The sequence below is a fragment of the Halosimplex amylolyticum genome, from assembly GCF_051414035.1.
GTDB lineage: Archaea > Halobacteriota > Halobacteria > Halobacteriales > Haloarculaceae > Halosimplex > Halosimplex amylolyticum.
In genome coordinates this window covers 9256-35256 of sequence record NZ_JBLKNW010000017.1, presented here as the reverse complement: position 1 = coordinate 35256, position 26001 = coordinate 9256, and the positions used below count along the sequence as shown (strand labels likewise).

At 71.2% G+C, this 26001-nt stretch carries 21 protein-coding genes; 9 read left to right on the top strand and 12 right to left on the bottom strand.

Annotation, left to right across the window (positions count from 1 at the left end; translation table 11 throughout):
- From ACMGFE_RS25965 to ACMGFE_RS25950, 4 genes are all read left to right on the top strand, one after another.
- Nucleotides 1-255, top strand: a 255-nt coding sequence (locus ACMGFE_RS25965) for a zinc ribbon domain-containing protein (protein ID WP_436928172.1), incomplete at its 5' end; no start/stop codon positions are given.
- Nucleotides 256-340: 85 nt separating this feature from the next.
- Complete coding sequence (locus ACMGFE_RS25960) at nucleotides 341-592, top strand: AbrB/MazE/SpoVT family DNA-binding domain-containing protein (RefSeq protein ID WP_436928171.1); 252 nt, start codon at nucleotides 341-343, stop codon at nucleotides 590-592.
- 397 nt (nucleotides 593-989) lie between these two features.
- A complete protein-coding gene (locus ACMGFE_RS25955) occupies nucleotides 990-1829 on the top strand; it encodes a ParA family protein (protein WP_436928170.1) in 840 nt (279 codons plus the stop codon).
- Nucleotides 1826-2371 (top strand): DUF7970 domain-containing protein, encoded by a 546-nt coding sequence (locus ACMGFE_RS25950; RefSeq protein WP_436928169.1) that lies wholly within the window; start codon nucleotides 1826-1828, stop codon nucleotides 2369-2371. The genes ACMGFE_RS25955 and ACMGFE_RS25950 overlap by 4 nt, the downstream gene beginning before the upstream one ends.
- A gap of 52 nt (nucleotides 2372-2423) precedes the next feature.
- Here ACMGFE_RS25950 and ACMGFE_RS25945 read toward each other — a convergent pair whose 3' ends face one another.
- Nucleotides 2424-3380 (bottom strand): hypothetical protein, encoded by a 957-nt coding sequence (locus ACMGFE_RS25945; RefSeq protein WP_436928168.1) that lies wholly within the window; start codon nucleotides 3378-3380, stop codon nucleotides 2424-2426.
- A gap of 76 nt (nucleotides 3381-3456) precedes the next feature.
- Here ACMGFE_RS25945 and ACMGFE_RS25940 point away from each other — a divergent pair, with 76 nt between their 5' ends.
- Nucleotides 3457-4188 carry a hypothetical protein gene (locus tag ACMGFE_RS25940; protein WP_436928167.1) on the top strand — a complete coding sequence of 244 codons (732 nt, stop codon included), beginning with the start codon at nucleotides 3457-3459 and terminating at the stop codon, nucleotides 4186-4188.
- 77 nt (nucleotides 4189-4265) lie between these two features.
- On the top strand, nucleotides 4266-5669 hold the full coding sequence (locus tag ACMGFE_RS25935; protein ID WP_436928166.1) for a bifunctional metallophosphatase/5'-nucleotidase: 1404 nt from the start codon (nucleotides 4266-4268) through the stop codon (nucleotides 5667-5669).
- A gap of 18 nt (nucleotides 5670-5687) precedes the next feature.
- On the opposite strand, the gene ACMGFE_RS25930 is transcribed toward ACMGFE_RS25935, so the two are convergent.
- Both ACMGFE_RS25930 and ACMGFE_RS25925 read right to left on the bottom strand, forming a co-directional pair.
- Nucleotides 5688-6467: an NAD(P)/FAD-dependent oxidoreductase gene (locus tag ACMGFE_RS25930; protein ID WP_436928165.1), complete on the bottom strand. Its 780-nt coding sequence runs from the start codon at nucleotides 6465-6467 to the stop codon at nucleotides 5688-5690.
- A 264-nt stretch (nucleotides 6468-6731) separates the two neighbouring features.
- The gene (locus ACMGFE_RS25925; RefSeq protein ID WP_436928164.1) at nucleotides 6732-7040 is read right to left on the bottom strand and encodes a DUF7344 domain-containing protein; all 309 of its coding nucleotides are present in this window, start codon (nucleotides 7038-7040) and stop codon (nucleotides 6732-6734) included.
- A 345-nt stretch (nucleotides 7041-7385) separates the two neighbouring features.
- Between ACMGFE_RS25925 and ACMGFE_RS25920 the strand changes: the two genes are divergently transcribed.
- Nucleotides 7386-8003 carry a class I SAM-dependent methyltransferase gene (locus ACMGFE_RS25920; RefSeq protein ID WP_436928163.1) on the top strand — a complete coding sequence of 206 codons (618 nt, stop codon included), beginning with the start codon at nucleotides 7386-7388 and terminating at the stop codon, nucleotides 8001-8003.
- A 65-nt stretch (nucleotides 8004-8068) separates the two neighbouring features.
- Here the strand turns inward: ACMGFE_RS25920 and ACMGFE_RS25915 are convergent, their stop codons facing one another.
- Nucleotides 8069-8884 carry a DUF7839 domain-containing protein gene (locus ACMGFE_RS25915; protein ID WP_436928162.1) on the bottom strand — a complete coding sequence of 272 codons (816 nt, stop codon included), beginning with the start codon at nucleotides 8882-8884 and terminating at the stop codon, nucleotides 8069-8071.
- Nucleotides 8885-9151: 267 nt separating this feature from the next.
- Here ACMGFE_RS25915 and ACMGFE_RS25910 point away from each other — a divergent pair, with 267 nt between their 5' ends.
- Nucleotides 9152-10300: a site-2 protease family protein gene (locus tag ACMGFE_RS25910; protein ID WP_436928161.1), complete on the top strand. Its 1149-nt coding sequence runs from the start codon at nucleotides 9152-9154 to the stop codon at nucleotides 10298-10300.
- Between the two features lie 6 nt (nucleotides 10301-10306).
- Nucleotides 10307-11698 carry an MFS transporter gene (locus ACMGFE_RS25905; protein ID WP_436928160.1) on the top strand — a complete coding sequence of 464 codons (1392 nt, stop codon included), beginning with the start codon at nucleotides 10307-10309 and terminating at the stop codon, nucleotides 11696-11698.
- Nucleotides 11699-12002: 304 nt separating this feature from the next.
- Here the strand turns inward: ACMGFE_RS25905 and ACMGFE_RS25900 are convergent, their stop codons facing one another.
- From ACMGFE_RS25900 to ACMGFE_RS25865, 8 genes are read right to left on the bottom strand one after another with little or no spacing between them, the layout of a single operon-like run.
- Nucleotides 12003-13880 (bottom strand): hypothetical protein, encoded by a 1878-nt coding sequence (locus ACMGFE_RS25900; RefSeq protein ID WP_436928159.1) that lies wholly within the window; start codon nucleotides 13878-13880, stop codon nucleotides 12003-12005.
- Nucleotides 13877-16696 (bottom strand): putative glycosyltransferase family protein, encoded by a 2820-nt coding sequence (locus tag ACMGFE_RS25895; protein WP_436928158.1) that lies wholly within the window; start codon nucleotides 16694-16696, stop codon nucleotides 13877-13879. Before ACMGFE_RS25895 ends, ACMGFE_RS25900 begins: the two co-directional genes overlap by 4 nt.
- Nucleotides 16696-18177: an alkaline phosphatase family protein gene (locus ACMGFE_RS25890; RefSeq protein WP_436928157.1), complete on the bottom strand. Its 1482-nt coding sequence runs from the start codon at nucleotides 18175-18177 to the stop codon at nucleotides 16696-16698. The genes ACMGFE_RS25895 and ACMGFE_RS25890 overlap by 1 nt, the downstream gene beginning before the upstream one ends.
- Nucleotides 18174-21152 carry a right-handed parallel beta-helix repeat-containing protein gene (locus tag ACMGFE_RS25885; protein WP_436928156.1) on the bottom strand — a complete coding sequence of 993 codons (2979 nt, stop codon included), beginning with the start codon at nucleotides 21150-21152 and terminating at the stop codon, nucleotides 18174-18176. Before ACMGFE_RS25885 ends, ACMGFE_RS25890 begins: the two co-directional genes overlap by 4 nt.
- On the bottom strand, nucleotides 21145-22590 hold the full coding sequence (locus ACMGFE_RS25880) for a sulfatase-like hydrolase/transferase (protein ID WP_436928155.1): 1446 nt from the start codon (nucleotides 22588-22590) through the stop codon (nucleotides 21145-21147). Before ACMGFE_RS25880 ends, ACMGFE_RS25885 begins: the two co-directional genes overlap by 8 nt.
- Nucleotides 22587-22760: an HVO_A0556 family zinc finger protein gene (locus tag ACMGFE_RS25875; protein WP_436928154.1), complete on the bottom strand. Its 174-nt coding sequence runs from the start codon at nucleotides 22758-22760 to the stop codon at nucleotides 22587-22589. Before ACMGFE_RS25875 ends, ACMGFE_RS25880 begins: the two co-directional genes overlap by 4 nt.
- Entirely contained in the window at nucleotides 22753-24708 is a 1956-nt protein-coding gene (locus ACMGFE_RS25870) for a glycosyltransferase (protein ID WP_436928153.1), read from the bottom strand. Before ACMGFE_RS25870 ends, ACMGFE_RS25875 begins: the two co-directional genes overlap by 8 nt.
- A complete protein-coding gene (locus ACMGFE_RS25865) occupies nucleotides 24705-25997 on the bottom strand; it encodes a lipopolysaccharide biosynthesis protein (protein ID WP_436928152.1) in 1293 nt (430 codons plus the stop codon). Before ACMGFE_RS25865 ends, ACMGFE_RS25870 begins: the two co-directional genes overlap by 4 nt.
- Nucleotides 25998-26001 lie beyond the last annotated feature (4 nt).

The window sequence follows — 26001 nt, the reverse complement described above, 5'->3', positions numbered from 1 at the left end:
TCCTGCGGCGTTTTGACAGAGAAACCGCTATGGGTCCGTGAACACTCCTGTCCCGCCTGCGGGTTTGAGGCGGATAGAGACGCGAACGCGGCGTGGAACATCCGTTCTCGCGGTATCACAAAGCGGTTAGGAGCGGGACGCTCCGAATCAACGCTTGTGGAGACTGCGCTCCCTGTAGACACCTCGGTGTCTGCAAAGCGCGTCGTGGAAACAGGAAGCCCCACCCTCAAGCGCGAGCCGTCAGGCGAGCGCTAGGGTGGGGTAGTTCACTTCGTACGTGTAACCGCTTTCGTGTATCTCATGGTGTTATACTTTTCACGGCGGTCTTCAACTATTCCATATGAGCAGCGACCGAGTCGACGCCGAAAGCACGGTGTCGGGGAATCAGGCGAACATCCCCGCCCGAATCCGGCGCGAACTCGACATCGACGACGGCGACCACCTCCGCTGGCAGCTCGAAGGCGACGGAAGCGTCCGCGTGCAGGTCGTCCAGCAGTGGACGGGTACATTCGCCGATTTCGACGGGTACGACGGCGAGGAAGCGACTGATGTCGCGACCGACCACGACGCATGGAGCGTCGACGTTGAGTAGATGTCGCGAGCGCTCGTCCGCACGAAGCGCCGGCACCCGACTGGTTCAGCCATCCCGATCAGCGAGACGGATCGGCTGATCAGCTCAGGTGACCGATTCAGTGGAGTGGCTCAGCCGGCCTGATCAACTAACTCAGTCCGCTATGTGGCGTAGCTGGGTGGCTCAGCTACTCTATTCAGCTAAGTCGCTTGGCTAAGCCACTTGGCTAAACCAGCCGGATAAGCCAGCTAGCTCAGCTGGGTAGCTGACCCATTCAGCTGAGTTACTCGGCTAATCCGATTAGCTAAGCCACTCAGCTAAGCTGCTTAGCTGAGTAAGCCAGCTGAGCCGATCAGCTGAGTCAGTTAGCTGGCTCGTCTGACTGAGTTTTATAGCTGAGCGGCTCAACTGGCTGAGTATGCTGGCCTACACGGTGTACTCGGAGGCGGGGGGCGTCGGGAAAACGACGCTCGCCGCCAGTCTCGCGAAGGCCGAGGAGCGGGCCGGTCGGGACGTGCTCGTCGTCGACCTCGACACCCAGGAGGCGTCGCTGTCGCACCTGCTCGACGTGGCCGACGACCGCGACGACGACCAGGCCGACAGCCTGCTGCGGCACATGATCGACCGCCCGCGCGACGACTTCTCGGAGCTGATCAAGACGAGCGAAGGGATCGACGTCGTCCCGTCGCACAACATCCTCGAGTACGCGTCGAAGCACCTGCGCCGCCGCGAGGAGGAGGCCGCCGACTTCGGCGAGTCGTGGAACCCGAACAAGCAGCTCCTGCGTGTGCTGCGGGAAGCCGGCGTCCACGAGGACTACGACACGTTGATCGTCGACCCGCCGGCGACCGCGGACATCAAACTCCATAACGCGATTCACGCGACCCGGCACCTGGTCATCCCCTTCGAACCCAGCGGGAAGGGCTACGAGTCGGTCCGGGGCCTCGACCAGCTGGTCGGCGGGCTCGAAGACCAGCTCGGTATCGAGGTCGGCGTCCTCGCCGTCGTGCCGAACCGCTTCAAGGGGATGAACGACCAGGAGCGGTTCCTCGAACAACTCCGGGCGGACGGCTGGGACATCCCGATCCGGCTGCGCGAGCGCTCGTCGCTGCTCGAAGGCTGCTGGGCCGAGCAATGTACCGCATTCCGCTATACCGAGGCCCATCGCGACCGCGAGCGCGAGCACGAGACCGAGACGCTGGAGAAGATCGAACGACTCGCCGAGCGCATCCGCGAGACGCAGGCGGTGGAAGCATGAAGCAGGGATCGACGGACGACCCCTTCGCCGAGGAACCGCGGAACGAGGGAGCCGACGAGGACCGGGACGCCGAGACGCCCCGAGACGGCGCCGAGGAACCCCGGGACGACGACGCCGGCGACGAACCCGCCACCGCGGACGCCGACAGCACCGACTCGGCCAGCCAGGCGTCCGCGCCGACGGCAGGGTCGATCGATCGGTCGTCGTCGAGCGTCACCGGCGGCTCGGCCCCCGCCGACCGCGACCGGACGGGCTCGGACGCGAGCACCGATCCCGAACCGTCGGGCGGTGAGGCCGCACAGCGCCAGACGCTCCCGTACATCCACGCGCGAGACGGCGTCAAAGACGGGCGGACCCAGCGGCCGGTGTTCCTGCGCGACCACGTCGAGGCGGGCATCGACGACCTCGTTGCGGAGATGGAGGCCGAACTCGGCGCGGACGTCTACAAGACCGACGTGACCGAAGCGGCGATGGCGGTCGCCCAGGAGAACCCGGAACTCGTCCTCGCGAAGCTCGAAGAGTGGGGATACGGCTGGACGTGAGCGGCTGACCGGGCCGGCAGTTCTTTTCTCGTCGCGTTCAGCTTTCGGATTCTCAGTTCCCGCCGCTGCCATCGCTCCCGGACGCCGACTCCGCGGGCGCGAGCGCGCCGTGTTCCTCCTCGACGGCGTCCATCGGGACGGCCAGCGTCGTCCGGTCGCTCCCGGCGAACAGCAGGTCCGTGGCGCGGAACCCGTCGTCGCCGTCGATCCCGATCAGGCTGCCGCTGTCGCCGGCGGCGCTCATCGGTCCGAACACGTCGATGCCTTCGAAGACCGTCGGCTCGTCGTGGTAGCCGCGGACCTTGATCCGGGCGTCCCGACCGCGCAAGTCGCCGGTCGTCACCCCGGTCGTCCGGCCGCTCTTCGTGAACGTCGCGTCGGCCGCCACCTCGGTGAACCCCACGAACTCGCCGACGCCGAGGACGGTGTCCGTGAACTGCTCGGGATCGATCTCGACGATGGCGCTGTCGGTCGTGTTCGGCTCGTCCGGGTGGATCTCACTCCCCTCGACGAGCGTCCCGATCACGTCGTCGTCGGTCCCGCCGTCGGCCGGACCGGGCTGGAGGATCTCGTCGCCCGGCTCGGCGGTGTCGATCGGCGCCGCGACGTGGGCGTTCGTCAGGACGACCGTCTTGCCGTTCTCGGTCTCCAGCGGCGGGCTCCCGAGCGTGCCAGCGGTGATCTCGGGGTGGCCTAGCGAGACGCCGGCTGGCGCCGGGCGCCACCGTCGCTCGCGGTCGGGCTCCTCGGCCGGCTGGGTGGCCGTGGCCTGGGTCCGAACGTCGCCGACCTCCTGGACGTCCGTCTTGACGCGCGTGTCGTCGAACTCGATCTCCCGCGGTATCCGGTCGACCTCGGCGAGGTGCGTCTCCGGGAGCTTCTCGGAGACGAGCACGATGAGCACCTCCTCGTCGGTGGGCTGGTCGCCGACGCGTTTCGGCCCGATGCACGTTCCGACTACGTTCTCTCGGGATTCGAGATCCTCGCGGATCGATCGCGGGATATCCATGCCTCGAAGTCCAGTACACTGTCACATAACCTTTCTGTCCGATAGTATTACGCAAGTGAAGATACGATTGGATTATATGTCGGGTAGTCCGTCAGACGGCGCGGTCGATACAGACGGTGCGGGCGACACGGGGGGCGCCGACGTCGAGGCGCTCCGGATCGCTCGCGAGGAGGCGCGGACGACGCTGGACGCGCAGCTGTCGACACTGGACGACATCGACGCGAAGGCGCTGTCGGTGTTCCGACTGAACGTCACGATCGTCGGCGTCCTGCTCTCGGCGCTGTCGTTCGCGGCGGCGACCGACGCGGCGGCCGTCTCGCTCGTGCTCAACCCGGCGGTCGGGACCGGCGTCAGCCTGTTCGTCCTCTCGGCGGCCGCCTCGGGGCTGACCTACGCGACCGCCGGCCAGCGGGTCGGCGCCGACCCGGAGGGGTTGGAGGCGGCGGCCGACCTCTCGGAGGCGGAGTCGCTCGCGTGGCTCGTCGACAGCTACGCCGACTGGATCCGCCACAACCAGCGGACGAACCTCCGGAAGGCGTTCCTCGTCACGCTCGCCATCCTCGGGACCGTCGCGGGGACGCTCGGCCTCGGCGTCGGCGTCGTCGCCGCGTTCACCGGCCTCGTCTACCTCCCCGCGGCCGTCGCGGTCGGTGCGGTCATCCTGCTCGCCGCCGTCGCCGACATCCCCGGCCAGATCTACCGCATCGCCGAGGACAGCGACGCCGTCGGCGGGACCGTCGCCATCGAGACCGTCAGGTCGGCCATGGCCGGCCAGCGGGCGTTCAAGGGCCGCGACAGCGAGGAGTAGCTCCATCCACTCGACGCGATTGCAGTCGCCGCTCCCGCCAGAACGGTTTTGTCCCCGCCAGTCGACCGGCCGCACGAATGGCCCTCCGCGTCCTCCACTACGCCGACGTCGAGGCCGCCTACGACGACCCCGGACGCGTCGGCCGACTCGCCGGCCTGATCGGCGAGTTACGCGACGCGGAGACGGTCGTCTGCGGCGGCGGCGACGACACCGGCCCGGGCGTCCTCTCGGTCGTCACCGACGGCCGCCAGTCGCTCGATTTCTTCCGGGCGGTCGACCCCGACGCCGAGACGTTCGGGAACCACGACTTCGACCACGTGGTCGACGCCCTGCTGTCGGTCGTCGCCGACGCGCCCCAGCCGTGGCTGTGCGCCAACGCGACCCGCGACGGCGAACCGTTCGGCGCGGAGGCGGGCGTGGAGCCGTGGACGATCACCGAGGCCGGCGGGATCCGGGTCGGCATCGTCGGCGTCGCCCATCCCGAGACCGCCGCGATCAACCCGAACGCCGCCCCCGTCGCGTTCCCCGACCCGATACCGGCGGTCCGCGAGGCCGCGGACGCGCTCCGGGCGCGGGACGTCGACCGGACGCTCGTCGTCTCCCACTGCGGGGACGACGCGGCCCTCGCCCGCGCCGTCGACGTCGACCTGATCCTCGGCGGGCACGACCACGAGCGGCGGGTCGACCGGATCGACGGAACGCTCGTCTGCCGACCCGGTGGAACCGGGCGCTCGCTGCTCGAAGTCTCCTTCGAGGGTGCCCGGCCGACCGCGACCCACCACGCGGTCGACGACGCGCCGCTCGACGCCGACGTGGCCGACGCGATCCGCGACCGGATGGACGCGGCGGGGCTCTCCGACGTGGTCGGGACCGCCGCCGAACCCGTCGTCTGCGACATGCGAGCGTGCAAGCGCGGCGAGAGCAGGCTCGGGAACCTGATCACCGACGCCTACCGGTGGCGGACCGGCGCGGACGTCGCCGTCAACTCCGGCGGCGGGTTCCGCCGCCGCGCCCCGCTTGCGGGCGACGTGACCGCCTTCGACCTCGTGAGCGTCACTCCCTACGCGGCCGATCTCGTGCGCCTCCGGGTCGACGGGGAGGCCCTGACCGCGACGCTCCGGGCCCTCGCGCTCGAATCGGCCCCGGACGACCTCCCGGCGTGGCACTTCGGCCACGTGAGCGGCGCGCGAGTCGTCTGGGACGACGCCGCCGGCGAGCTCCGGGAGGCCCGCGTCGACGGCGAGCGGATCGATCCGGAGTCGTCCTACGCGGTCGCGACCACCGCGTTCTTCGTCGCGAGCGACCGGCTGTTCCCTGCGCTCGGCCCGGAGAACGTAGTCGACCGCTGGGGCCGCCAGTACGAGGCCGTCGTCGAGTACGTCCGCGAGACCGGCCTCGATCCCGAAATCGACGGGCGGGTACGCCGACCGACGCTCGACGAGGACGCCGTCCCCGAGCGCGACTGGCCGCACAGCCCGTGAGCGCTCAGCAGTACCGACTCACTCGCTCTCCTCGCGCAGGCTCGGGTGGGTGACCTGCTCGTCGGGGTGGGGGTCGGCGAAGTACTCGCCCATCGCGTCGAGCGACTCGGCTTCCCGGCGCTCGCGCTCCGCGTCGTCGATCTCCTCGCACCCGGGCGGGACGTCGCGGTCGCGGCCGGTGAAGTAGCCCTCCGGCGCGACCCAGTCGTGGTAGAACCCCCGGTCGTCGTCTTCCAGCAGCGTCACCGCGACCTCCGCACCGTGGCCGGCGCAGACGACCGCCTGGTGGGGTTTCTCGGCGAGCCGACCGGCCGCGTAGAGCCCGTCGACGCCCGTGCGGCCCCGCTCGTCCGTGTCGACGAACGCCTTGCCGCGGTCGACGATCCCGACGCCGTCGATCCCGTCGAGGTAGGAGATCTCGTTCTTCGTCGCGGCGATCACGTAGTCCGCGCGGTAGCGCTCGCCCTCGCCCGTCTCGACGGCGAACCCGTCGTCGCGGGTCTCGACCGTCGCGACCGTCGCCTCCCGCCGCTCGGCGCCGGCGTCCTCGACCTGGTCGCCGAGCATGTCGAGCAGAAGTCGGGCGTTGACGCCCGCGAGGAAGCCCGGGAAGTTCTCCAGGTGGGCGTTCCGGCGGAGGAGCGACCCGCCCGAATCGAGGACGAGCGTCTCCAGGCCCGCGCGGGCGGTGAACGCACTCGCGGAGAGCCCGGCGATCCCGCCGCCGACGACCGCGACCGCGTATCGATCGCTCTCGCCGCTCGACGGACCGGTTCGTGCGGTAGATTCGCGCGTCATACGGGTACGTCTCCGGTCACTGGAATGAGCCTTCCGGGCCCGGTCGGGCGGATAGGAGCGACCGGCGGGGATCGGCCGGGCGATCGTGAGCCGGTAAGAACGGCTTTCGACCGCTCCGGTGTCAGCCGACGAACCGTTGATGATACTCCTCAATTCGGGGGTTCTTGGGGGTCGGGCCCCAGTCTCGACACAGGGATGAGAGGCGTGAACACGCACCTATCTCCGTCGCCCCGTGACCCCTCTCGCTCCCCGCCTTCGACCGCGCTACGGTTCGATTCGGTGAGAGGTCGGATCGTAGTCGAGGACGTTCGAATCAGCTAATTTCGGCAGGTGATTGTGGTGGAGCGTGGTCTTCAGTCGCTCCATCGCCTGCTCGTCGGCGGCGTCGAGACCGCTCTCTCGTGCGGCGACCTCTGCGGCCAGTTCGTCCAGCGCCACCGCAGTCGACTCGGTCGAGAGGACGTCGAGCACCAGCCGGCGCCGTTCGGACCTGAACAGCAGATATCGGTCGGCGTCCGAGCAGTTTCCGGAACTCGTGAACTCGGTCGATCGGTCGGTAGTTGTGTCCGTCATGATAGGGAATCTACGTGCTTGCGTCGGTCTGTCTCGACAAAGCGTCCGTTCGTCCGTAAGGTCCCGCTAGAAGTGATTAGGTGGATAGTACACTCGTCGAACAGGTCGACTCGGGCGAGACGGCGCCGCGCTCGCGTGGAATCGGTGTGGGCTCCGTACGGGTCGATACGTGTTCCCACCGGCGAGGGGTTCCGCCGGCGAAGGCCCGACGGCGGGGTTGGCGGGGTGGTGGCGAGCGGCGGGCGCCACCAGGCCGCCCACTGCGGACCGGAACCGGGACGCCACGGCCGGAACGCCACGGCCGGAACCGATCGGACTTACGGGCGCGCTCGCGTACCGCTCGGTATGGACCCCGAGGACAACCGTCGCGTCTGGGCCGACCGCTCGGAGGCGTACTCGCCGGCGTACTACGCGGAGATCGGCCCCAACGAGGTGAGCGAGACGCTCGCGACCGTCCTCGACTACTACGTGGACGACGACGCGGCGATCCTCGAAGTCGGCTGCGGCTCCGGCCGCCACCTGGCACGCCTCCGCGAGGAGGGGTTCGAGGACCTCGCCGGCGTCGACATCAACGACGAGTCGTTCGACGTGATGGCCGAGTACTACCCCGAACTCGCCCGGACGGGGCAGTTTCACACCGGCCCGATCGAGGAGGTCGTCGCCGAGTTCTCCGACGACGCGTTCGACGTCGTCTACTCGGTCGAGACGCTCCAGCACGTCCACCCCGACGACGAGTGGGTGTTCGGGGAACTCGTTCGGGTCACGAGCGACCTGCTCGTCACCGCGGAGAACGAGGGGAACAGCCCCGAGCGGGGCCGCTCGGACGACGACGTGAGCTACGTCGACGACGACTTCCCGCTGTATCACCGCGACTGGAAGCGCGTCTTCTCCGACCTCGGACTCGCGCAACTGGTGTGCGAACCGACCAACCGCGACACGATACGCGTCTTCCGCGCGCTCTGACGGCGAGCGTTCGGGGTCGGCCGCGCGGCGGGCAAGCGCGCCCGGGTCGGACACGCTGCGAGCGCTCACTCCTCGGCGACGTCGACGACCTCGTAGCTGACGTTCTGGTCGCGCAATTTGTCGGTGTGCGTCGAGAGGGCGTCCGTCGCCGAGAGGAGCAACACGTCGAGGCCCTTCGCGGCCGCCTCCTGGACGGCGGCGGCGCTCCCGAACCGGACGTCGGGGTCCAGATCCGCGGCCGACGCGGCGGCGAGCGCCTCCGCCCCGGCGACCGCGACCAGGTCGTGCGAGTCGGCCATCTCAGCGATCCGCCCGGCGTCGACCACAGAACTGCCGCCGTTCTGGACCTGCGGGATCGACACGACCGTCACCGTCCCCAGGTCGTACTCGACGACGCCCTCGAAGTTCGCGATCCCGACGTCCGTGCCGGCCGCGGCGTCGGTCACCGCGACGGCGGTCGCGCTCCCGGTGTCGCCCGCCATCGCCCGGAGCGCGCCGTCGCGCATCGTCAGCGTCACCGTCTCCCCCTCGCTGACGTCCGTGGTCGCGATCGCCGTCTCGATCTCCACCTGCCCGATGACGTCCTCGGAGACGTGGCGGACGAAGGAGCGCAGCTCGTCGGTCTGGGAGATCAGCCAGTCGACGCCCTCCTTCGTGACCTCGTAGCGCCCGCGGCCGTGCTTGTCGACGTACCCCTGCCCGACGAGGTCCTGGAGGTAGTCGCTGACGGCCTGGGCCGTGATGCCGATCGCGTCGGCGATCTCCTGCTGGTTCACCGCCGGCTGGCGCTCGGCGATCTCCACCAGGATCTGGTACCGCGTCGCGTTCCGCTTGCTCCGGAGCACCCCGAACCTGTCGGCGTCGCCCGCGTCGTTCGCCATTACGCCAACTCGGTCCTTCGATCTCAAGTACCTTTGCCATAGCGAGCGTGTAGTTGGGCGATACGCCCGAATCCCGCCCCGGAGCCCAACCTAGCTTTCCCGTGAACAAACAGAATTGACTCGAGATCTACGGGAGTTGTCTCCGTCCGTGGCGTGCGTCTCGCTTCCCCACGACGCGGCGGAGCGGGCGGGACGGCAACTCTCTGCGGGTCTCCCGCAGTTCCGCGACCAGTGGGTATTACCGTCCACGGGCCCGGTTGTTGGGCAATGCGAAGCTACACTATCGCGCGTATCTGGGGCATTCCGATCAAGATCAGCGTCTCCCTGCTGATCTTCCTCCCCGTCCTGGCGTGGGTCATCGGCAGCGGGACGCAGATCGACACCTACGCGGGAATCGTCGACGGGTTCGCACCGCACGCCGTCGACGCGGCCGTCCTCAGGGAGGGATCGACGCCGTGGACGATCGGCGCGGCCGCCGCCGTCGGGCTGTTCGCCAGCGTCGGGATCCACGAGCTGGGCCACGCCTGGGCGGCCCGGCGGTACGGCATCGGCACCGAGTCCATCACGCTCTGGTTGCTCGGCGGCCTCGCCGCGCTGGAGTCGATGCCCCGCGAGTGGAACCGCGAGTTCTGGATCGCTATCGCCGGCCCGATCACGAGCGTGCTCGTCGCCGTCGCCTGCTACCTGGTCGTGCTCGCGCTGCCGGCGTCGACCCCGGTCACGACCTTCGTGTTCGGGTGGCTCGTCGTGACGAACGTCGTCCTGACGGTGTTCAACATGCTTCCGGCGTTCCCGATGGACGGCGGTCGCGTCCTCCGCGCGCTGCTGGCGCGGACCCAGCCCTACGAGGTCGCGACGCGCTCGGCCGCCCGCTTCGGCACCGCCTTCGCCATCCTGTTCGCCATCGTCGGCGTCCTCAACTTCGCACCGCTTTTGATCCTCCTCTCGCTGTTCCTCTACGGCGCCGCCTCCTCGGAGTCGCGGGCCGTCGCCCTGCAGGCGCTGCTCGACGGGGTCACGCTCGAAGACGTCGCGACGCTCGACGCGGAGCCCATCGACGCCGACGCGTCGGTCGCCGCGTTCACCGACCGGATGGTCCGCGACCGCCGGACCGTCTACCCCGTGACCGACGGCGGGTCCATCGTCGGCGTCGCCACGCTCGACACGGTGCGGCGGGCGCCGTCGGCCGACCGCGATTCGGCGACGGTGCGGTCGATCATGGTCGAGGACCTGCCGACGCTCGCGCTCGACGCCGACGCCTTCGAGGCGTTCGCCCAGTTGAGCCAGCATCCCTCCGGACTCGCGCTCGTCGAATCGGACGGCCGGACGGTCGGTCTGGTGTCGATGGACGACTTCACGCACGTGCTCCAGTTCCGCCGCGACGGCGTCGGCGTCGCCCCGAAAGAGGCGTTCTGAGACCCCGTGGCTGAACGCTGGCTGTACTCGTGGGGCCTCGGCTCGGTGGCGTTCGGCGGGGCCTCGCTGCTGGTGCCGCTCTATCTCGTGCAGCTGGGCGCCTCGCCGTTCCAGCTCGGACTCCTGGCATCGACGGCGGCGCTCATCGGCGCGCCCGGCGCCGTGGCGTTCGGCCGGCTCGCCAACCGGGTCGACCACCGCCGCTCGCTCGTCCTCGCGACGCTGGCGACGGTCGCCCTCGCACTCGCGGCGGTCCCGCTGCTGACCGACATCGGCGCGGTGATCGCCGCCAACGCGGTCCTGTGGCTGGTGGTCGCGTCGGTCGCGCCCGTGCTGACGATGGTCGTCGTCGACGACGCGCCGGAGTCGGCCTGGAGCGAGCGGATCGGCCTCCTCAACAAGTACCAGGGGTACGGCTGGGCCGGCGGGCTCGTGCTCGGGACGGTCTGGCCGCTCGTCGGCGTCCGCCTCGTCGGGTCCGACGCGGCCACCCGCACGCTGTTCTGGGTGCTCGCGGCCTGTGCCGGGGCGAGCGCGCTCAGCGCCGCGCGAACGCTCCCCCGCCCTTCCGCAGACGCGCACGTCACGGGCGAGCAGAAGGTGCGACGGATCGCGCGGTTCGTGACGAACTCGCGACGCAACGTCAGGGGCGCTACGTTCGCGTTCTCGCCGAACCGACTGTACTGGACGACTCGCGACTTCGCCCCGCGACAGGTGCTCCGCCGACTCGACCCGGCACTGGCGACGTACCTGGTGGCGGCCGTCCTCTTCTTCACCGGCTTCGCCGCCTTCTGGGCGCCGCTCCCGCTCTTTTTCACCGACGTCCGGTTCGACTCCGGGCAGATATTCGCCCTGTATCTGGTCTCCAGTCTCGCTTCCGCCGTCCTCTACGAGGGCGCGGGGCGGTTCGCGTCGACGTACGACGTCCGCCTGCTCCAGTCGGCCGCGCTCGCTGCTCGCGGCCTCCTCTTCCCCGCCGTCGCCCTCGTGGCCGGGGTCGGAGCGCTGTCGGTCGGACTCGGGGTCGCCGGCGTCGGACTGGCCGCCATCGGGCTGACCTGGGCGGTCATCGCCGTGGTCGGTACGGCCATCGTCACGCGCCTCGCGCCGCCGAGCGTCCGCGGGGACGTCCTCGGCGTCCACACCGCGCTCGGGGCCGTCGCCGGCGGAGTCGGTGGTCTGCTCGGGGGCTGGGCAGCCTCGTTCGGGTACGCCGTGGCCTTCGGCGTCGCGGGCGGACTCGTACTTCTCGGTGCAGCCCTCGTCTTCTCGCTCCGGGCGCTGTCCGGTGGGACCCGGGCGGTCGAACCGGTTTCCGACCCGACGCTCGACCGCTCCGAGACCGGGGCCGGAGAAGCGCTATCGGCGGCGGCCGCCGGCGACGAGCGGCTGGACTGACCGAACCTTCTGGAAGTCCACGCCGCTGACTCGTATCCTGGCCCCAAATCTGTATATCGAAATAGAGTTTATGAATTACTGATCTTCCCGAAACAGCGTGTTGACGGGCTCAGATACGGTATATCGGTTCTTCCCATCGGCATACCAGATGGTCTCGATTACTCTGATAATCACGACCACTTTTCGTCGACCGGCTCCCGTCGGTGACGCGCGAATTCGACGGTCGCAGAGATCGACGGTTTCCCCGGGGGACGAGCCGGGAAACAGGGGTCGCGGAGGCGCCGAGTGATCCCGGGGCGAGGAGCTACTCCTGCCGGAGGGTCGACGGGCGGTTCCGCGAACGCGCCGCGACGGCGCCGACCGCGCCGAGGGAGACGAGCGTACCCGCCAGCAGCGCCCGCAGCGGGACTCGGGGGCCGGCGCGCGGCCAGTCGGCGGGCGGCGGCACCGAGTCGAACGCCTCGTTGCGGAACAGGACCAGTTCGTCGGTCTCGGTCACGACAGACAGGTCGGGCTGGTCGCGGAGGAAGTCGTACCGGCCGTGGTCGGCGGTCTTCAGCAGCAGGACGTGTTCGACCCCCAGCGGCGCGACGGCGCGGCCGAACTGCTCGCGGTCGCCGTCGAGGAGTCGGCCGACGCGCCGGTGGGCGGGGTCGGTCGCCTGGCTCCCGACGCCGATCTCGGGGTCGCGGCTGCTCACGGTCCCGGATCCGAAGTACAGCGGCGCCGGGTTGGCGACGGTGCCCCCCGCCCAGTCGAAGCGCTGGTACTGGTGCCACGGGAGCACCAGCGTCCGGGAGGGGCCGCTCGCGCGGTCGAGTCGCTCGTCGACGGCGGCCCACTCGTCGGGGTACTCGGCCGTCGAGAGCTGCCCGCCGAAGCCGGCGACCATGGGGAACGCGTACGCCAGCGGCACGAGGAGGACGGCGACCGCCAGCGCGACGCCCAGGGCCGCCCGCGCGGTCTCCCCCTCGACGGCCGGGATGCGGGCGGTGAGCGCCGGTCGCCGGTCGATCGCGTCGGTGACGCCGGCCAGCAGGGAGTCGACGCCGCGACCGCCGAGTATCGCGTAGCTCAGCGCCGCGAGCCCGACGAACTTGCCCGTCTCCCGCATCCCGGCACCGACGGGCGTATCGGCCAGCGCGGTGACCAGCGGGGACGTGACCGGCGACGTGACGCCCACCGCGAGGGCGACGCCGACGACGCCGGCGGCAGCGAGGCCGTCGCCGAGCGCGTCGTCGCCGACGACCCACCCGAGCGCGGTCGCGAACAGGACCGCCGCGAACAGCGCGGCGACCAGGGCGAACGGCAGGACGTCGACGGGATAGACGTAGCCGCCCCGCCAGAACCCGTAGAGCATGGTCACCGACAGCGGCACGTTCCCGGCGACGACGCCGTCGCTGGCGAACGCGACGAGGTCCGCGCGGTCGACGGTCGATAGCTGGGAGTCGCCGGCGACGAGCGCGGCCCCGGCCGGCAGGAGCCAGAACGCGTTGGCGGCGACGGCGAGCGCGCCGTACCGGGACGTCCGACGCAGGGTGACGGCGCCGCGCCGTCGCGCCGCGCCGGCGAGGACGGCGACGCCCGCGACGGCCAGGAGGACGGCAGCGTGCGGGTCGAAGACGGCGACCAGGGTCGCCCAGCCGACCGCCGCGTACGGTCGCTCGCGCTCGCCGGCGAGGTACGCGTCGAACGACGCGACCGCGAGCGGGAGGGCGGCGTATCCGCAGAGGAAGTACCACTGGCCGGCGAGGACCCGGACGTACGTGAACGGGTTGACGGCGTACAGCGTCCCGGCGAACAGCCGGGCGCGATACCCCAGGTCGTCGGTGGCGGCGTAGACCGCGCCGCCGGCGCCGGCGACGATCCCGACCAGGACGAGCCGCTGGAGGACCCAGTCGGGGACGACGACGGTCAGGGCGTCCAGGAGCGCCGCGACGGGGAGCCGTCCGTAGTAGAGCGGCCCCTTCTCGTCGAGCAGGAACTGGAGGTACGCGGCGTCGGGCGCGAACACCATGTCGAGCCGGAGGACGAACCCCCCGCCGAGCGTCGGGAGGAAGGCGGCGAGCCCGAGCGCGAGGAAGTACGCGGCCGCGAGCGCGTCGGGCGTCGCGGCGCGCTCGACGAGAGCGGCGGCCCGCTCCCGCGGCGTCGCGGCGCCGGACGCGCTGTCGACCGTCATTGCGGTTGCAGCGCGTGGGTGCCCCCGTCGTCGCGCCACCGCTCGGCCCGGCGATAGCCGTCGACGAGCGCGAGCGCGGCGAGCGCCAGGAGCCACGCGCCGGCCCAGGCCCGGACGACGAGCGACCGGACGTCGCCGCCCGACCAGGTTATCTCGCCGGGTTCGGCGTCGGTGAACCCGTTCGCCCAGCCGTGCGCCCGGAAGTGCTCGGCGTCGGCCGGGCCGGTCCATCCCTCGTGGTAGGACGTGCGGACGACCGTGACGGGCGTCTCGTCGAACGCGCCGGCCACCCAGTAGTCGACGACGCGCCCCTCGGCGGTGTCGTGGGTGACCGCGCGCGCGTCGTCGGGGACGTTCGCCGGCCGCTCTTCGCGGTCGAGGCGCACCGCGACCCCCTGTCGGTAGGTGTCGTCGAAGACGAGCGGGCCGGCGACCAGGGTCTCGGCGTCGATCACCCGTACGTCGGCGCCGACTCGCTCGGCCGCGGAGGCGTTCAGGTTCGCGGCGACGACGGTCGCGTTCGGCGGGGCCTCCGCGGGGTCGACGACCGCGACGCCGGGCACGCTATCGGCGGCCCCAGCGCCGGTCGCCGGCGGATACGTCGTCCGCCTGAGCGTCACCCGCTCCACGACGACCTCGCTCGACGCGTTCGGGAACACCCGGATCGCGAGCGTGTCGCCGCGCGCGGCGACCGTCGTCGGCGCCTCGTCGACCGACAGGACTCGGTCGCCGGTCCGGTTCTCCGGGCTCGGCGCGCCGTCGAAGTGGACGACGCGGACCGTGCCCGACCCGGTCGCCTCGACGGACAGCCGGTAGGGGCGCCCCTCGCGGACCGACACCGCCTGGGCCAGCGGCAGGCGGTCGGCCGAGTCGTCGACCGACAGCGCGACCGCACCCCCGTCGTTGCCGCCGCTCTCGTCCGCGAGCCGCGCCGTTCGCCCGGTGACGTTGGGGGGCAGCCACCAGTCCGCCGTCCCGTCGTCGAACCCGGGGTTCGATATCTCGTTGTCGCCGACCGTCTCGACGGAGCGGTTCGTCGGCGGGCGGACGACGTGGAGCCCCTCGCGCTCGACGGCGCGGTCGCGTTCGGTGACGTTCGCGACGCGGAACACCGTAAACTCGCCGCGGCGCTCGACGCGTTCGTAGGCGTCGGAGGCCCGGAGCCGCTGGGCGAACACGTCGGGGTCGCCCGTCAGCCACGGGGTGCCCCAGCGCCGGACGACGCGGGGCGACCCCTCGCCGTAGTCGGCCGGCGGGTCGGACTCGACCACGACGTACTGCACGCCGAGGTCGTCTAGTCGGTCGTGGATGGGTCTGCCGGCCGCCGCGTCCCGGAAGAGGTCGGAGACGTAGTCGTTGTTCGGGATCCCGTGGAGCGAGCCGCCGCTGCGGATCCCCACGTGGTTCGGGTAGGCGTGTCGCAGGTGCAACTGCGTCGTGTACCCGTAGGGCAGCCACAGGGCGCGCCCGTCGAGGTCGTCGGCGACGCGCTCGTAGCCCGCGTCGACGGCGTAATCGTCGCCGCGGACCTGTTCGAGGCCGAATCCGCCCGCCGCGGGCATCGCGTAGGAGCCCAGCGCCAGGACGAGGAGACCGAGTATCACTACTCGACGGAGTCGGTCCCGACCCCCGTCAGTCCTGTGGCGTCGCGCCGCCCCGAACGACAGCGCGGATGCGTCCGTCCGAACGCGGTCGTCCGCCAGCGCGGTCTCCGTCCCGGCGGCGAAGAGGACGCTCAGCGAGATCAACAACGGATACTGGAGCTTCACGGGGTTCCGTACGGTCAGGAACAGCGGGACCGCCTCGAAGAGGCCGTACGTGGCGCCCGCCGCGGTCAGCACGACGAACGCGACGACGCTCGCCGCGACCGCGTAGAAGACGTGCAGCTCCCGGCGCCGCCAGGCCAGCAGGCCGACCGCCGGCACGACCAGCCCGACCGCCATCGCCGGCTCGGTGTTGTACCCGAGCTGGTTGAGCGCGAGCATGCCGCGGTTGCCCGCGAGCCGTGCGACCGTCAGCGGGTCGGCGTACGCGTAGTTCCACCGGAGCGTTCGCACGAGCACGTCGCGTCCGGTGTCGATCCCGCCGAGGCGCTGGAGGACGTGGTGGACGTTCGGCAGCGCGAGGACGACGCCGACGACGCCGGCGGCGACCAGCCGCGCGAGCGTCCACGGTGACCGCCTGGCCCGCACTGCGAGGTAGGTCGCGAACGGGCCGACCATCCAGAAGCCCAGCCACGGCGTGACCGTCGTCGCCCCGAACGCCATGCCCGCCTTCAGGGCGTCCAGCGAGTCGTCGCGCTCGACGACACGCCACAGGTAGTGGAGGACGAGCGGCAGGCCCGCGAACCCGATCAGGGCGGCGATCCCGCCGTTGACGAACTCGCCGACCGTGACCGGGTTGATCGCGTACACGCCGGCCGCGAGGTACCGGGCCAGCAGCGAGTCGACGAACCGACCGACGAACACCGAGAACGTCAGGAACCCGGCCGGGACGAGCGCGAGGTAGAACGCGTTCTGGGCGAGCGCGCCGCCCGCGGCGGTGATCGCGCCTATATACGCTGGGAGGACGTTGTATACGTACGGAAACCCGAGCCCGCCCGCGTGCCACGTGCTCGTGAACTTCTCGAACGCCCGCGCCCCGTAGAAGGGCGCGAAGTCCCCGAACGCGTACAGCTGTCCGACGGCGAGCCCGCGGACCACGAACCCGTAGACGAGCGCGAACAGCGCCACGCCGGCCGCGTGAGCCGGGAGCGTCCCGCGGCTGGCGACGGCCGCGGCGATCCGGGCGCGGAAGTCGCTGGCGCGTCGTGCCATCAGAGGTACCCGAGGTCCTCCAGTTTCTGTTCGACCGCCTCGTCGTGGTCGATCACGCGCTCGGTGTCGCGGCGGACCGGGACCGGCTCCCGCTGGCTCTCCCGCCCGAGCAGGCCGAGGCTCCGCCCGCGCATCTCCTCGGGGATGTCGACGCCGAACCCGTCGAGGACCGTCGGCGCGACGTCGAACAGCCGGGCGCCCTGGAGGTCGGCCTCGTGGACGTCCGGGCCGCGGGCGGCGACGATGCCCGTCGGCCGGTGGTGGGCGATCATGTCGCCCTCGAGGTCGTACTCGAAGACCGTCCCCGGCTTGACGATGTCGCTGATGACGTAGTCGGTGTGCTCGACGATCAGGTCCGGCACGCGCACGTCGCAGTCGGGGTAGAGCTCCGCGCCGTAGTGGACCTCGTCGACGACCTCCTCGCCGCTGTCGTCGGTCAGCGCCAGCAGGTCGTCGCGGATGTCGTCGGCGATCCCCGGCGTCTTCGTGTAGATCAGCGGCGCCAGCGCGATGGCGTCGGAGTCCCAGTCGAGCTTGTCCTGGGTCCCCTCTAACTTCCGATTCCCGGGCATCTGCCGGGCGATCCGGAGCAGGAGGCTGCTCGGCAGCACCGTCCGCAACAGTCCGTCGAGGCGCAGGCGGTGGATCATCCCGTAGATCGTCTGGTAGTCGAGGCCGACGGCCCCGACCGCGTCGCCGAGGTCGAAGCTCCCCTCGTAGTTCATGTACCCCCGCTCTTCGAGCCACGTGTTGAGGTAGAAACGCCCCTCGGAGGGGCCGAAGCCGTGGTCCGAGAGCAGGACGACGTTCCACTCGTCGCCGAGCCGGTCGACGAACCGGCCCAGTTCGGCGTCGACGGCCTCCCAGAACTCCTTGCACACCGGCGAGTCCCACTCGGTGTGCTGGACGGTGTCGGTGACGTAGACGGTCAGGTGGACGTAGTCGGCGTCGGCGGACAGGCGGAGACCCAGGTCGAACTTGTCGCGGACGCTGTCGCGGGCGGCCGTCAGGTCCGCGGGGTCCCGCGAGAGGTAGTAGTCCGGGAGGACGGTGTAGTCGCCGGCCAGTTCCTCCTGGAGCGACTCGGGGCGGGCGAAGTCGTCGGCGTCCGAGAACGGCCCGCTCACCATCCAGCCGTCGATGTCACGGGGCGGCGAGGTGCTGGGCATGTTGATGGCCGCGCTCCGGTGGCCCGCCTCCCCGAGGTAGTCCCAGATCTCGTTGTGGGTGAACGTCTCGCTGCTGACCGTCTCGAAGCGCTCGTCCGCGAAGTCGGGCTCGACGAACGTGAACACGCCCAGGTCGCCGGGGTGCATCCCCGTCGAGAAGCACTTCCAGGCCGGGATCGACAGCGGCGGGACGCAACTGCGGAGGTCACCGCGGGCCGTCTCCGCGAAGGACCGGATCGTGGGCAGGTCGTCGAGCCACGGGTCGAGCAGGTCCCACGTCGCGCCGTCGAGGCCGACGGTGCAGACTTTCATCCCGGCACCTCCCCGGCGGCCACGGCCTCGGCGACCATCGTCCCGGAGGTCACCGCTCCGACTGCCGGCGGCGGTGCGACCGTCAGGTCGACGCCCGCCCCGGCGGCCGCCGGCCCTTTCGCGGGTGCGGCGACCGTCAGGGAAGCGGTCGAGGTGTTCGTCAGTTCGCCGAGCGGTACCACGGTTCCGAAGGCATCTATCGATGCTGAGACAGTGTTCGTCATCGTATCGACCGAGTTGTTTCCGTCGTATTTCGTCCACTCTTCAGCGCGGCTGTCGTAGTGCCAGAGGCGGAGCGTCGACTCGTCGACGCCCGCCTCGTCGACGGCCGCGTCGGTGTAGTCCATCGCGACCACCGCCGAGGCCTCGGGGTCCGTCTGCTCGACGACCGCCCAGGTGCTGACGTTGCCGTAGCCGTCCGGCTCCGCCGGTCGGTACTGTGGCCCCAGCGTGCGGACCTTGAAGTCTCTCCCCGAGACGTCGAGCGTCGTCCCGTCGGCGAGGGTGAGGTTCGCCGCGTGCTCGACGGAGGTCCCGTTGACCACCATGAGCGGGTACCCCGTCTGGTCGCCCAGGGTCAGCTCGTCGAGGCCGACGACGTCGCTGTTGCTCACCCAGATTCCCTTGTTGTTGGCCGACACCGCGGCCGTCTGGACGTCCAGCCCGGTCGTCGCGTCGACGCGGATGCCGGTGCGGCGGTTGTCCCGCGCCGTGACGTTGCGCAGTCGGAGGGCGGACACGCGCGCGTCGCCGCGGCCGTTCCACGTCTCGTCGTCGACGCGCATCCCGGCCTTGTCGTTCCGGTTCGCCGTGAGGTTCCTGACCGTCGGCGCCGCCGAGGCGACGACCTTGACGCCGAAGTTGTTCTCGGCGGCCTCCGCACCGTCGACCGTGGTGTTCGTGGCCTCGAACAGCCGGACGCCGGTGTAGCGGTTGCGCGACGCGGAGACGTCGTGGACGGCCGAGTCGCGGCCGCCGGTGACGCGGACGCCCCAGTAGTTGTCGTCGACGGTGGCCCGGCTCACGGTGGTCCGGTTCGCGCGGCGCAACCGGACCCCGGCGCCGTCGTTGTCGGTCGCAGTGACGTTCGTGAGCCGGGCGCCGTCGGTCGACCGGACCAGGACGCCCGCGTTCGCGTTGGCGTCGGCGAGCGTGTCGGACACCGAGGCGTTCGTGGCGTTCGCGAGGCGGAGGCCGTAGTTGTTCAACCTCGCCTCGTTCCCGCGCAGCGTCGGGGCGTCGGCGCGTCGGACCAGGATCCCGTAGCCGACGTTGCCGGTGGCCACGGTGTCCGCGATCGTGAGGTTCTCGGCGCGCCTGGCGCGGATGCCGTTCCCGTTGTCCGTCGATTCGACGTTCCGCAGGGTGACGTTGGTGAGCGTCCCCATTCGGATGCCGAGCCGCCAGTGGCCGCGGACCACCACGCCGTCGAGCCTGGCGTCGGTGACGTTCCGGAGCCGGAGGCCCACGTACTTGTTCCCGACAATCCGGCTGTCCCGGATCGTGACGTCGCGCGAGTGGTAGACGGTGGTCCCGTAGTTGCTCCTGTTCGCGACGGTGTTGTTCACGAACCGGAGGGCAGTGGAGTCGGACCCGTGGACGCCGGCCATGTTCCGCCGCAGCTCGTTGTCCGCGACGGTGACGTTCGTCGCGTCGTCGACCCAGACGGCGTGGAAGCTGGCGTTCGTGACGCGGTTCCCGGCGACGTGCGTGTCCGCCGACCTCCAGACTACCACGCCGTTTCGCACGGTCGAGACGTCGTTGTCGCGGACGACGACCGATTCGGAATACCCGACCTCGACGCCGCTGTTGGCCGGCCTCGAACCGGGACCGTAGGGGTCGGAGACGTTCCGCACGTCGTTCCCGACGACCGAAACGTCGGCGGCGCTGCCGACCCGAATGCCGGCGTCGGAGTTGTTCGTGACCGTGTTGTCGCGGACGCGAACCGGGCCCGTTCCGGTGACCGAGATGCCGATGAGGTGTCCGCGAACGCGGTTCGAGCGGACCACCGTGTTCGGCGCGTCGTTGATCTGGATCCCCCAGTCGGAGGCGTTCAGGACGGTGTTCTCGACGATCCGGGTGCCGCTCGAATCCCGGACGTGGATGGCGTCGACGCCGCCGAGAACGACGTTGTTCCGGATCGTGTTCGCGTCGCCTCCCCTCCGGATGTCGATGCCGGACGGGCCGACGTCGTTCCCGGCGACCACGTTGTCGTCGGCGCCGACGAAGCGGACCTGTGCCACGTCGTTGTCGACGATGCGATTCGCCGACGCGCCCTCGAGGAAGATCTCCGTCACGTCGTTCCCGCGGATCTCGTTGTCGGTCGCGCCGGCGAGCAGCAGGACGTCGCGCTGGTGGGAGAACCCGACGGAACTGTTCGAGACCGTGTTGTTCGCGCCGAACGCACTGATGCGGACGCCGACGCGGACGCCGTCCATGTGGGAACCGGTCACGACCCCGTCGTCGAGACCGTCGCTGCGGCCGAGCAGGACGCCGAACCACGCGTTCTCGACCGTCAGGCGCTCGACGACGAGCCCGTTCGCTTCGCCGGTGGCGGTGACGCCGCGCGCGAAGTCGGTGGCCCGCAGGTCCGTGACGGTGACGTTCCGCGCGGTCACGTTGACCCCCGCGGAGTACGGGTCGCCGTGGTCCCACGGGCCGGAGAGGGTGTGGTTCGCGCCGTCGAGGACGACGCCCGATGCCGTGATCCGGATGCAGTCGCCGGTCGCGTTCGTCTGGACGTCCGCGGTGAGCGCGTACGTCCCCGCCGACGAGATGGTGGTACAGCCGTCGACGGCCGTCGCCCCGGACTGCCCGGTGCTCGCGAGTGCCGACCCGGCCAGCGGGCCACTCGTCACCGCGCTCCCGAGGACAGGGGTCACGGGCGAGAGCGCGAGCGCGACGGCGACGGCCACCGTCGCGACGCTGCCGAGGCCGGCGCGGATCCGCGGCCGGTCGGCCCGCCCCTCAGACATAGCCGAGGTCCTCCAGTCGCTGCTGGGCCATCCCCGAGACGTGTCGTTCCGGAGATTCCCCGTCAGGCCACGCCGGGAGCGCGTCGTACAGGCGTTTCTCCGCGTCCGCCGGGAGATCAGCCAGCGTCTCCTCGGGCAGGGTGAACCCGACCGATTCGTCGTCGCCGCGCGAGACGACGAGTTTCCACTCGTCCAGGTAGACCGCCTTCTTCTCGTGCCCGTACCGGGCGGCTTCGACCAGCGGGATCCGGTCGGCTGGCACGCCGTCGCGGAGGGAGACGCCGGTCGTCGACAGCGCGTCGGGCCGGCCGAGCGCGTCCAGCAGCGTCGGCGCGAGGTCGACGAGCGACGGTCGGCCGCCGTTGCGGTCGGCGTCCGAGCCGAGGTCGGAGTCGAACCTGTCGAGCCCGTCGACCGCGATCGGCACCCGCGCGACCGATTCGTAGGGGGTCCCGCCGTGGTCGACGCCGTGGGCCGGGCGCGAGTCCGCGAACCGCTCGGCGTCGAGGGGCGCGTGTTCCCACAGCGCCTCGCCGTGGTCGGCCGTGACCACCAGCGCGACGTCGTCGCGGCCGGTCACGCGGTCGTGCAGGGCCGCGAGTCGGTCGTCGACGTGGTCGGCGGCGGCGCGGTAGAGCCGGCGTCGGTGGGCCCGGTAGCGCTCGCCGTCGGGTCCCGGGTCGGGGTCGCGCTCGTAGCGCCAGCGGCGGATCCCGTCGATCGACCGGTCCACGTCGTGGCGCGACCAGTAGGCCGCCGGCGGGTCGACCGGTTCGTGGAGGTCTCCGAGGTGGAGGTACGAAAACGTCCGCTCGTCGGCGTGGCCGTCGAACCAGTCGGTGAAGTCGTCGAGGACCGCGTCGGCGGGCGCGTCGTCGTACAGCGCGTGGCGCTCGAAGCGGCCGCCGAGCGCGAAGAAGGGCATGTGAAACGCGAAGGCGCCGTAGGTCCGGTAGCCGGCCGCGGCGAACGCGTCCGGCAGTGTCACCTCCTCGTCGGGCAGCGTCGGCGGGACGACCAGATCCGTCGCCCCCCGGTCGGCCGCGTCGGACTGGCGCATCGACCCGTGTTCGTGCGGATACCGCCCCGTGACGAGCGAGGTGACGGCGGGGAACGTCCAGGGCGCGGGCGTCACCGCCCGCGCGACCGTCCGGTCGGCGAGAAACGGCGTGACGCGGTCGTCCACGGCGTCCGCCCGGAGCGCGTCGACCACGACGCAGACCACGTGCTGCGGCGCGTCGGCGGCGGGCGAGAGCGTCGGGCGCTCGCGGCGGCGGAACGCCCGGTCGGCCCGGCGGGTCTGGACCCGGTTGTACGGGCCGGCCAGCGCGCGTTTCACGCCGTCGGGCAGTCGCTCGACCACTCGTCTGGCGGCCGCGCCGGCCCCGCCGCGCAGGCGACCGGTCGCGCTCCCGTCGGGTGCGTCGCCGTCGTTCATCTGTCACCGCAGAGCCGGAGGATCGGCGTCGAACACGCCTCGCAGAGCAGCGCGTCGGACCCCTTGTACTCGTCGGCGCGCACCTGCCCGTCGCAGGACGGACGGGGACAGGCGGTCCCCCGCAGTCGCCGGAACGCGTCCCGGCCGGTCGCCAGCTCGCGGTCACTCACCGGTGACCACCTCGACGCGCTCGCCCGGGAGGTCGGTGTGTTCGACGAAGGCCGCGAGCATCCGCTCGGTCGTCTCGGTCATCGGCACGTCGTCGCCCGCCTCGGCGTTCGTCCGCGCCATCTCGTCCAGTCGGTCGCGCTCGGCCCACAGGTCGAGCAGGCGGTCGGCCAGCGCCTCCGCGTCCTCGGGGGGGACGAACGACGCCGTCCCGCCGGTCTCGACGGTCGAGGTGCGCATCCCGTCGTTGTCGAAGGCGACGACCGGCTTGCCGTAGGACTTGGCCAGCTGGAAGACGCCGCTGACGCCGGTGCACGTCCGGTAGGGCATGACGACCAGCGACGCGTCGTGCCACACGTCGTCGAGTTCGTCGTCGTCGACGTAGCCGGTGAAGCGGACGCCCGGTTCGTCGCCGAACCGCTCCTGGAGGTCCTCGCGGTAGCCGGGGTAGTCCGGGTGGGAGTCGCCGGCGATCACTAGCTCCGCGTCGGGGTGCTCGGCGCGGACCTCGCGGAAGGCCTCGACCGTCGTCTCCACGTCTTTCGTCGGGCCCAGGAACCCGAACTGGAGGATGCGGAGCGGTGGCTCCGCCCTGGGCACGCCCCCGTCCGCGCGCGCGAAGGTCCCGTGGGGGACGTGGACGACCCCGTCGGCGACGTAGCGCTCCTCGACGGCTTCCCGGTAGGACTCCGCGGTGACCGTCGTCGCGTCGGCGGACAGCGCGACCTGCGTCGCGGCGCGGGCGCCGAGTTTCTCTATCGCGCTGACGTCCTCGGCGACGCGCTCGTCCTCGACGACTTCGAGCATGTCGTGCAGCGTCGTCACGACCGGACAGTCGAGCCGGAGGCGCGCCAGCGCCGGGAGCGAGAGCCCGAGGAACCGGTAGGCGTTCGACGACCCGAAGTAGGTCATGTGGACGTTGAACTGGACGGCGTCGTAGCCGCCCGCGCGCAGCGAGCGGAGGAGCCGCCACGCGCCGGCGGCGGAGTCGCGCTCCCAGACGCGTTCGACGTCGTAGGCCCGGTCGCCGTCGGCGGCGTCGCCCGGCACGTCGTCGTCGACCTGCCGGGCGAACACCGTCAGCTCGACGTCGTCCCGGCCGGCGTACGCCCGCGCGAGCGCTTCCCCGTACTCCGCGAGGTGGCCGTAGTTCGGCGGGTGGTCGGTGACCAGCGCGAGCGAGACGGGCTCGTCCGCGTCGGTCGGTTCGGCGGGGAGTTCCCGGTCGAGTCGCACGAGCGACCGGACGAACCCGGGCACGTCGCGGGCGACGCTCACGTCGCTGTCGCCCGGGTCGCGCCAGTCGATGGGTCGTTCGGTCACTTCGTAGCCGGCGTAGTGTGCGCGCGCGAGGAGTTCGGTGTCGAACGCGAAGCCGTCCTCGACGACGGCGTCGCCGACGGTCTCCCAGACCTCGCGGCGGAAGGCCTTGGCGCCGCACTGGAAGTCGGTCACGTCGACGCCGGTGACGCGGCGGGCCAGCCGTCGATACCCGCCGCCGAGGACGCGGCGGTGGAGCGCCTGCCCGTCGCGGTCGGCCGCGTCGGCGTCGCGCGACCCGACGGCGACGGCTGCCTCGCCGCTCTCGACGGCCCGGTAGAGGCGGGCGAGGGAGTTCGGGTCGACGGCGCCGTCCGCGTCGACGTAGCCGACGACGTCCCCGTCGGCGACCGCGAGTCCGTCGCGGATCGCGCCGCCCTTGCCGCGCCGCTCGGCCGACATCGAGATGGTGGTCTCGTCGACCCGGTCGAACTGGCTCGCCGCCCGCGCCGCCTCGGCGTCGGGCCGGTCGACGGCGACGACCACCTCGTCCCAGCCGGCCGCGAGGAGCGACTCGACCAGCGACGACCAGGTCGCCGGCGGTTCGTCGTAGACCGGGACGACGACCGAGCGGGTGTCGGCGCGTCCGGCGTGCGATGCGTCAGTGTCGGAAGTGTACGTGTGGCTCATTGTTCGAAATGGACCGCGAGGAGACCGACCGCGAACAGGACGACGTTGGCCAGCGTCAGCAGGCGGACGACTCGGAGCATCGACGACTGGGCGGTCCAGAGCAGGCCGATCTCGGCGACGCTCCCGACCGCGAAGGCGTAGACGTACGCCGTCCGGTCGCGGGCGAGCTGGTAGTTCAGGACGACCACTGCGAGGACGAACGGGACGATCGCCAGCCCGTACCACCGCAACAGCGGCGCCGCGGCGGCGTAGGCCTCGCCGAAGAACAGCGTCAGGATCGCCTTCGGGGCGACCCAGTAGACGAGCGCGCCCGCGCCGCCGACGGCCGCGGCGTAGGCCAGGCCGCGAGACAGCAGCGACCCCTGGCGGTCCGTCCCTTCGGAGGCGTGGTCGGCCGAGACCTTCGGGAACAGCGCCGTGCTGATCCCCATCGGGAGGAAGATGAGGACCTTCCCGAGGACCGACGCCGCGGTGTACATCCCCGCCTCCGTCGCCGGGAAGGCGTGTTTGACGACGATGACGTCGGCGTTGGCCGGGACCGCCAGGCAGAATCCCGCGAGCACGGCCGGACCACTGTACCGGTACGCGCGGGCGTAGTCGAACGACGGGACCGTCCGATCGACGGGCCCGAGGCGTCGGAAAAGCGCGACCGCCGCGACGGCGAGCGTCAGCCCGAGCGCGACCGCGACGGCGCCGAACGCGCCCGCGACGCCGAAACCCGCGAGGACCAGGGCGAGCGCGAGGACGAGCTTCGACGCGGCCTTGAGTATCTGGACCGCGCCGAGCGCGAGGAACTGCTGGCGGCCGTCGAGGGTCCCCTCGGTGACCGTCAGCGCCAGCCCCGGCGGCACGGTGACGGCGACGACGACGACGACGTGCGGGTCGACGCCGAGGAAGTCGCCGACCGCGCCGCTCGTCGCCGCCAGGACCGCGAAGATGACGCCTCCGATGAGCAGCGACCGCAGGAGGGCGCCGCGGAGGAACCCGGCCGTCGCGGCTGGCCGGTCGAACTCGGCCACGAACCGCGCCGCGCTGAAACGCATCCCCCTGCCGAGGACGTTCACGAGGTAAAACAGCGCGAACAGGGCGCCGAACACGCCGTACTCTTCGGGGGGGAGCGCGCGGCCCATGAACAGCTGGAAGGCGTAGTTCAGGCCGCCGCTGATCACCGTCGCCGCGGCGACGATGCCGCCGTGGTGGAGGAGGTCGTCGGCGGTGGCCGCGCGCCAGGTGCGTTCGACGGTCGCCCGGACGCGTTCGCGGACGACGGACCCGTATTCCGATGCCATGCTG

Bases quoted from the DNA above. Each gene is read 5' to 3' on its own strand.
- ACMGFE_RS25960 (WP_436928171.1), top strand. From the start codon at position 341: ATGAGCAGCGACCGAGTCGACGCCGAAAGCACGGTGTCGGGGAATCAG.
- ACMGFE_RS25955 (WP_436928170.1), top strand. From the start codon at position 990: ATGCTGGCCTACACGGTGTACTCGGAGGCGGGGGGCGTCGGGAAAACG.
- ACMGFE_RS25950 (WP_436928169.1), top strand. From the start codon at position 1,826: ATGAAGCAGGGATCGACGGACGACCCCTTCGCCGAGGAACCGCGGAAC.
- ACMGFE_RS25945 (WP_436928168.1), bottom strand. From the start codon at position 3,380: ATGGATATCCCGCGATCGATCCGCGAGGATCTCGAATCCCGAGAGAAC.
- ACMGFE_RS25940 (WP_436928167.1), top strand. From the start codon at position 3,457: ATGTCGGGTAGTCCGTCAGACGGCGCGGTCGATACAGACGGTGCGGGC.
- ACMGFE_RS25935 (WP_436928166.1), top strand. From the start codon at position 4,266: ATGGCCCTCCGCGTCCTCCACTACGCCGACGTCGAGGCCGCCTACGAC.
- ACMGFE_RS25930 (WP_436928165.1), bottom strand. From the start codon at position 6,467: ATGACGCGCGAATCTACCGCACGAACCGGTCCGTCGAGCGGCGAGAGC.
- ACMGFE_RS25925 (WP_436928164.1), bottom strand. From the start codon at position 7,040: ATGACGGACACAACTACCGACCGATCGACCGAGTTCACGAGTTCCGGA.
- ACMGFE_RS25920 (WP_436928163.1), top strand. From the start codon at position 7,386: ATGGACCCCGAGGACAACCGTCGCGTCTGGGCCGACCGCTCGGAGGCG.
- ACMGFE_RS25915 (WP_436928162.1), bottom strand. From the start codon at position 8,884: ATGGCGAACGACGCGGGCGACGCCGACAGGTTCGGGGTGCTCCGGAGC.
- ACMGFE_RS25910 (WP_436928161.1), top strand. From the start codon at position 9,152: ATGCGAAGCTACACTATCGCGCGTATCTGGGGCATTCCGATCAAGATC.
- ACMGFE_RS25900 (WP_436928159.1), bottom strand. From the start codon at position 13,880: ATGACGGTCGACAGCGCGTCCGGCGCCGCGACGCCGCGGGAGCGGGCC.
- ACMGFE_RS25895 (WP_436928158.1), bottom strand. From the start codon at position 16,696: ATGGCACGACGCGCCAGCGACTTCCGCGCCCGGATCGCCGCGGCCGTC.
- ACMGFE_RS25890 (WP_436928157.1), bottom strand. From the start codon at position 18,177: ATGAAAGTCTGCACCGTCGGCCTCGACGGCGCGACGTGGGACCTGCTC.
- ACMGFE_RS25885 (WP_436928156.1), bottom strand. From the start codon at position 21,152: ATGTCTGAGGGGCGGGCCGACCGGCCGCGGATCCGCGCCGGCCTCGGC.
- ACMGFE_RS25880 (WP_436928155.1), bottom strand. From the start codon at position 22,590: ATGAACGACGGCGACGCACCCGACGGGAGCGCGACCGGTCGCCTGCGC.
- ACMGFE_RS25870 (WP_436928153.1), bottom strand. From the start codon at position 24,708: ATGAGCCACACGTACACTTCCGACACTGACGCATCGCACGCCGGACGC.
- ACMGFE_RS25865 (WP_436928152.1), bottom strand. From the start codon at position 25,997: ATGGCATCGGAATACGGGTCCGTCGTCCGCGAACGCGTCCGGGCGACC.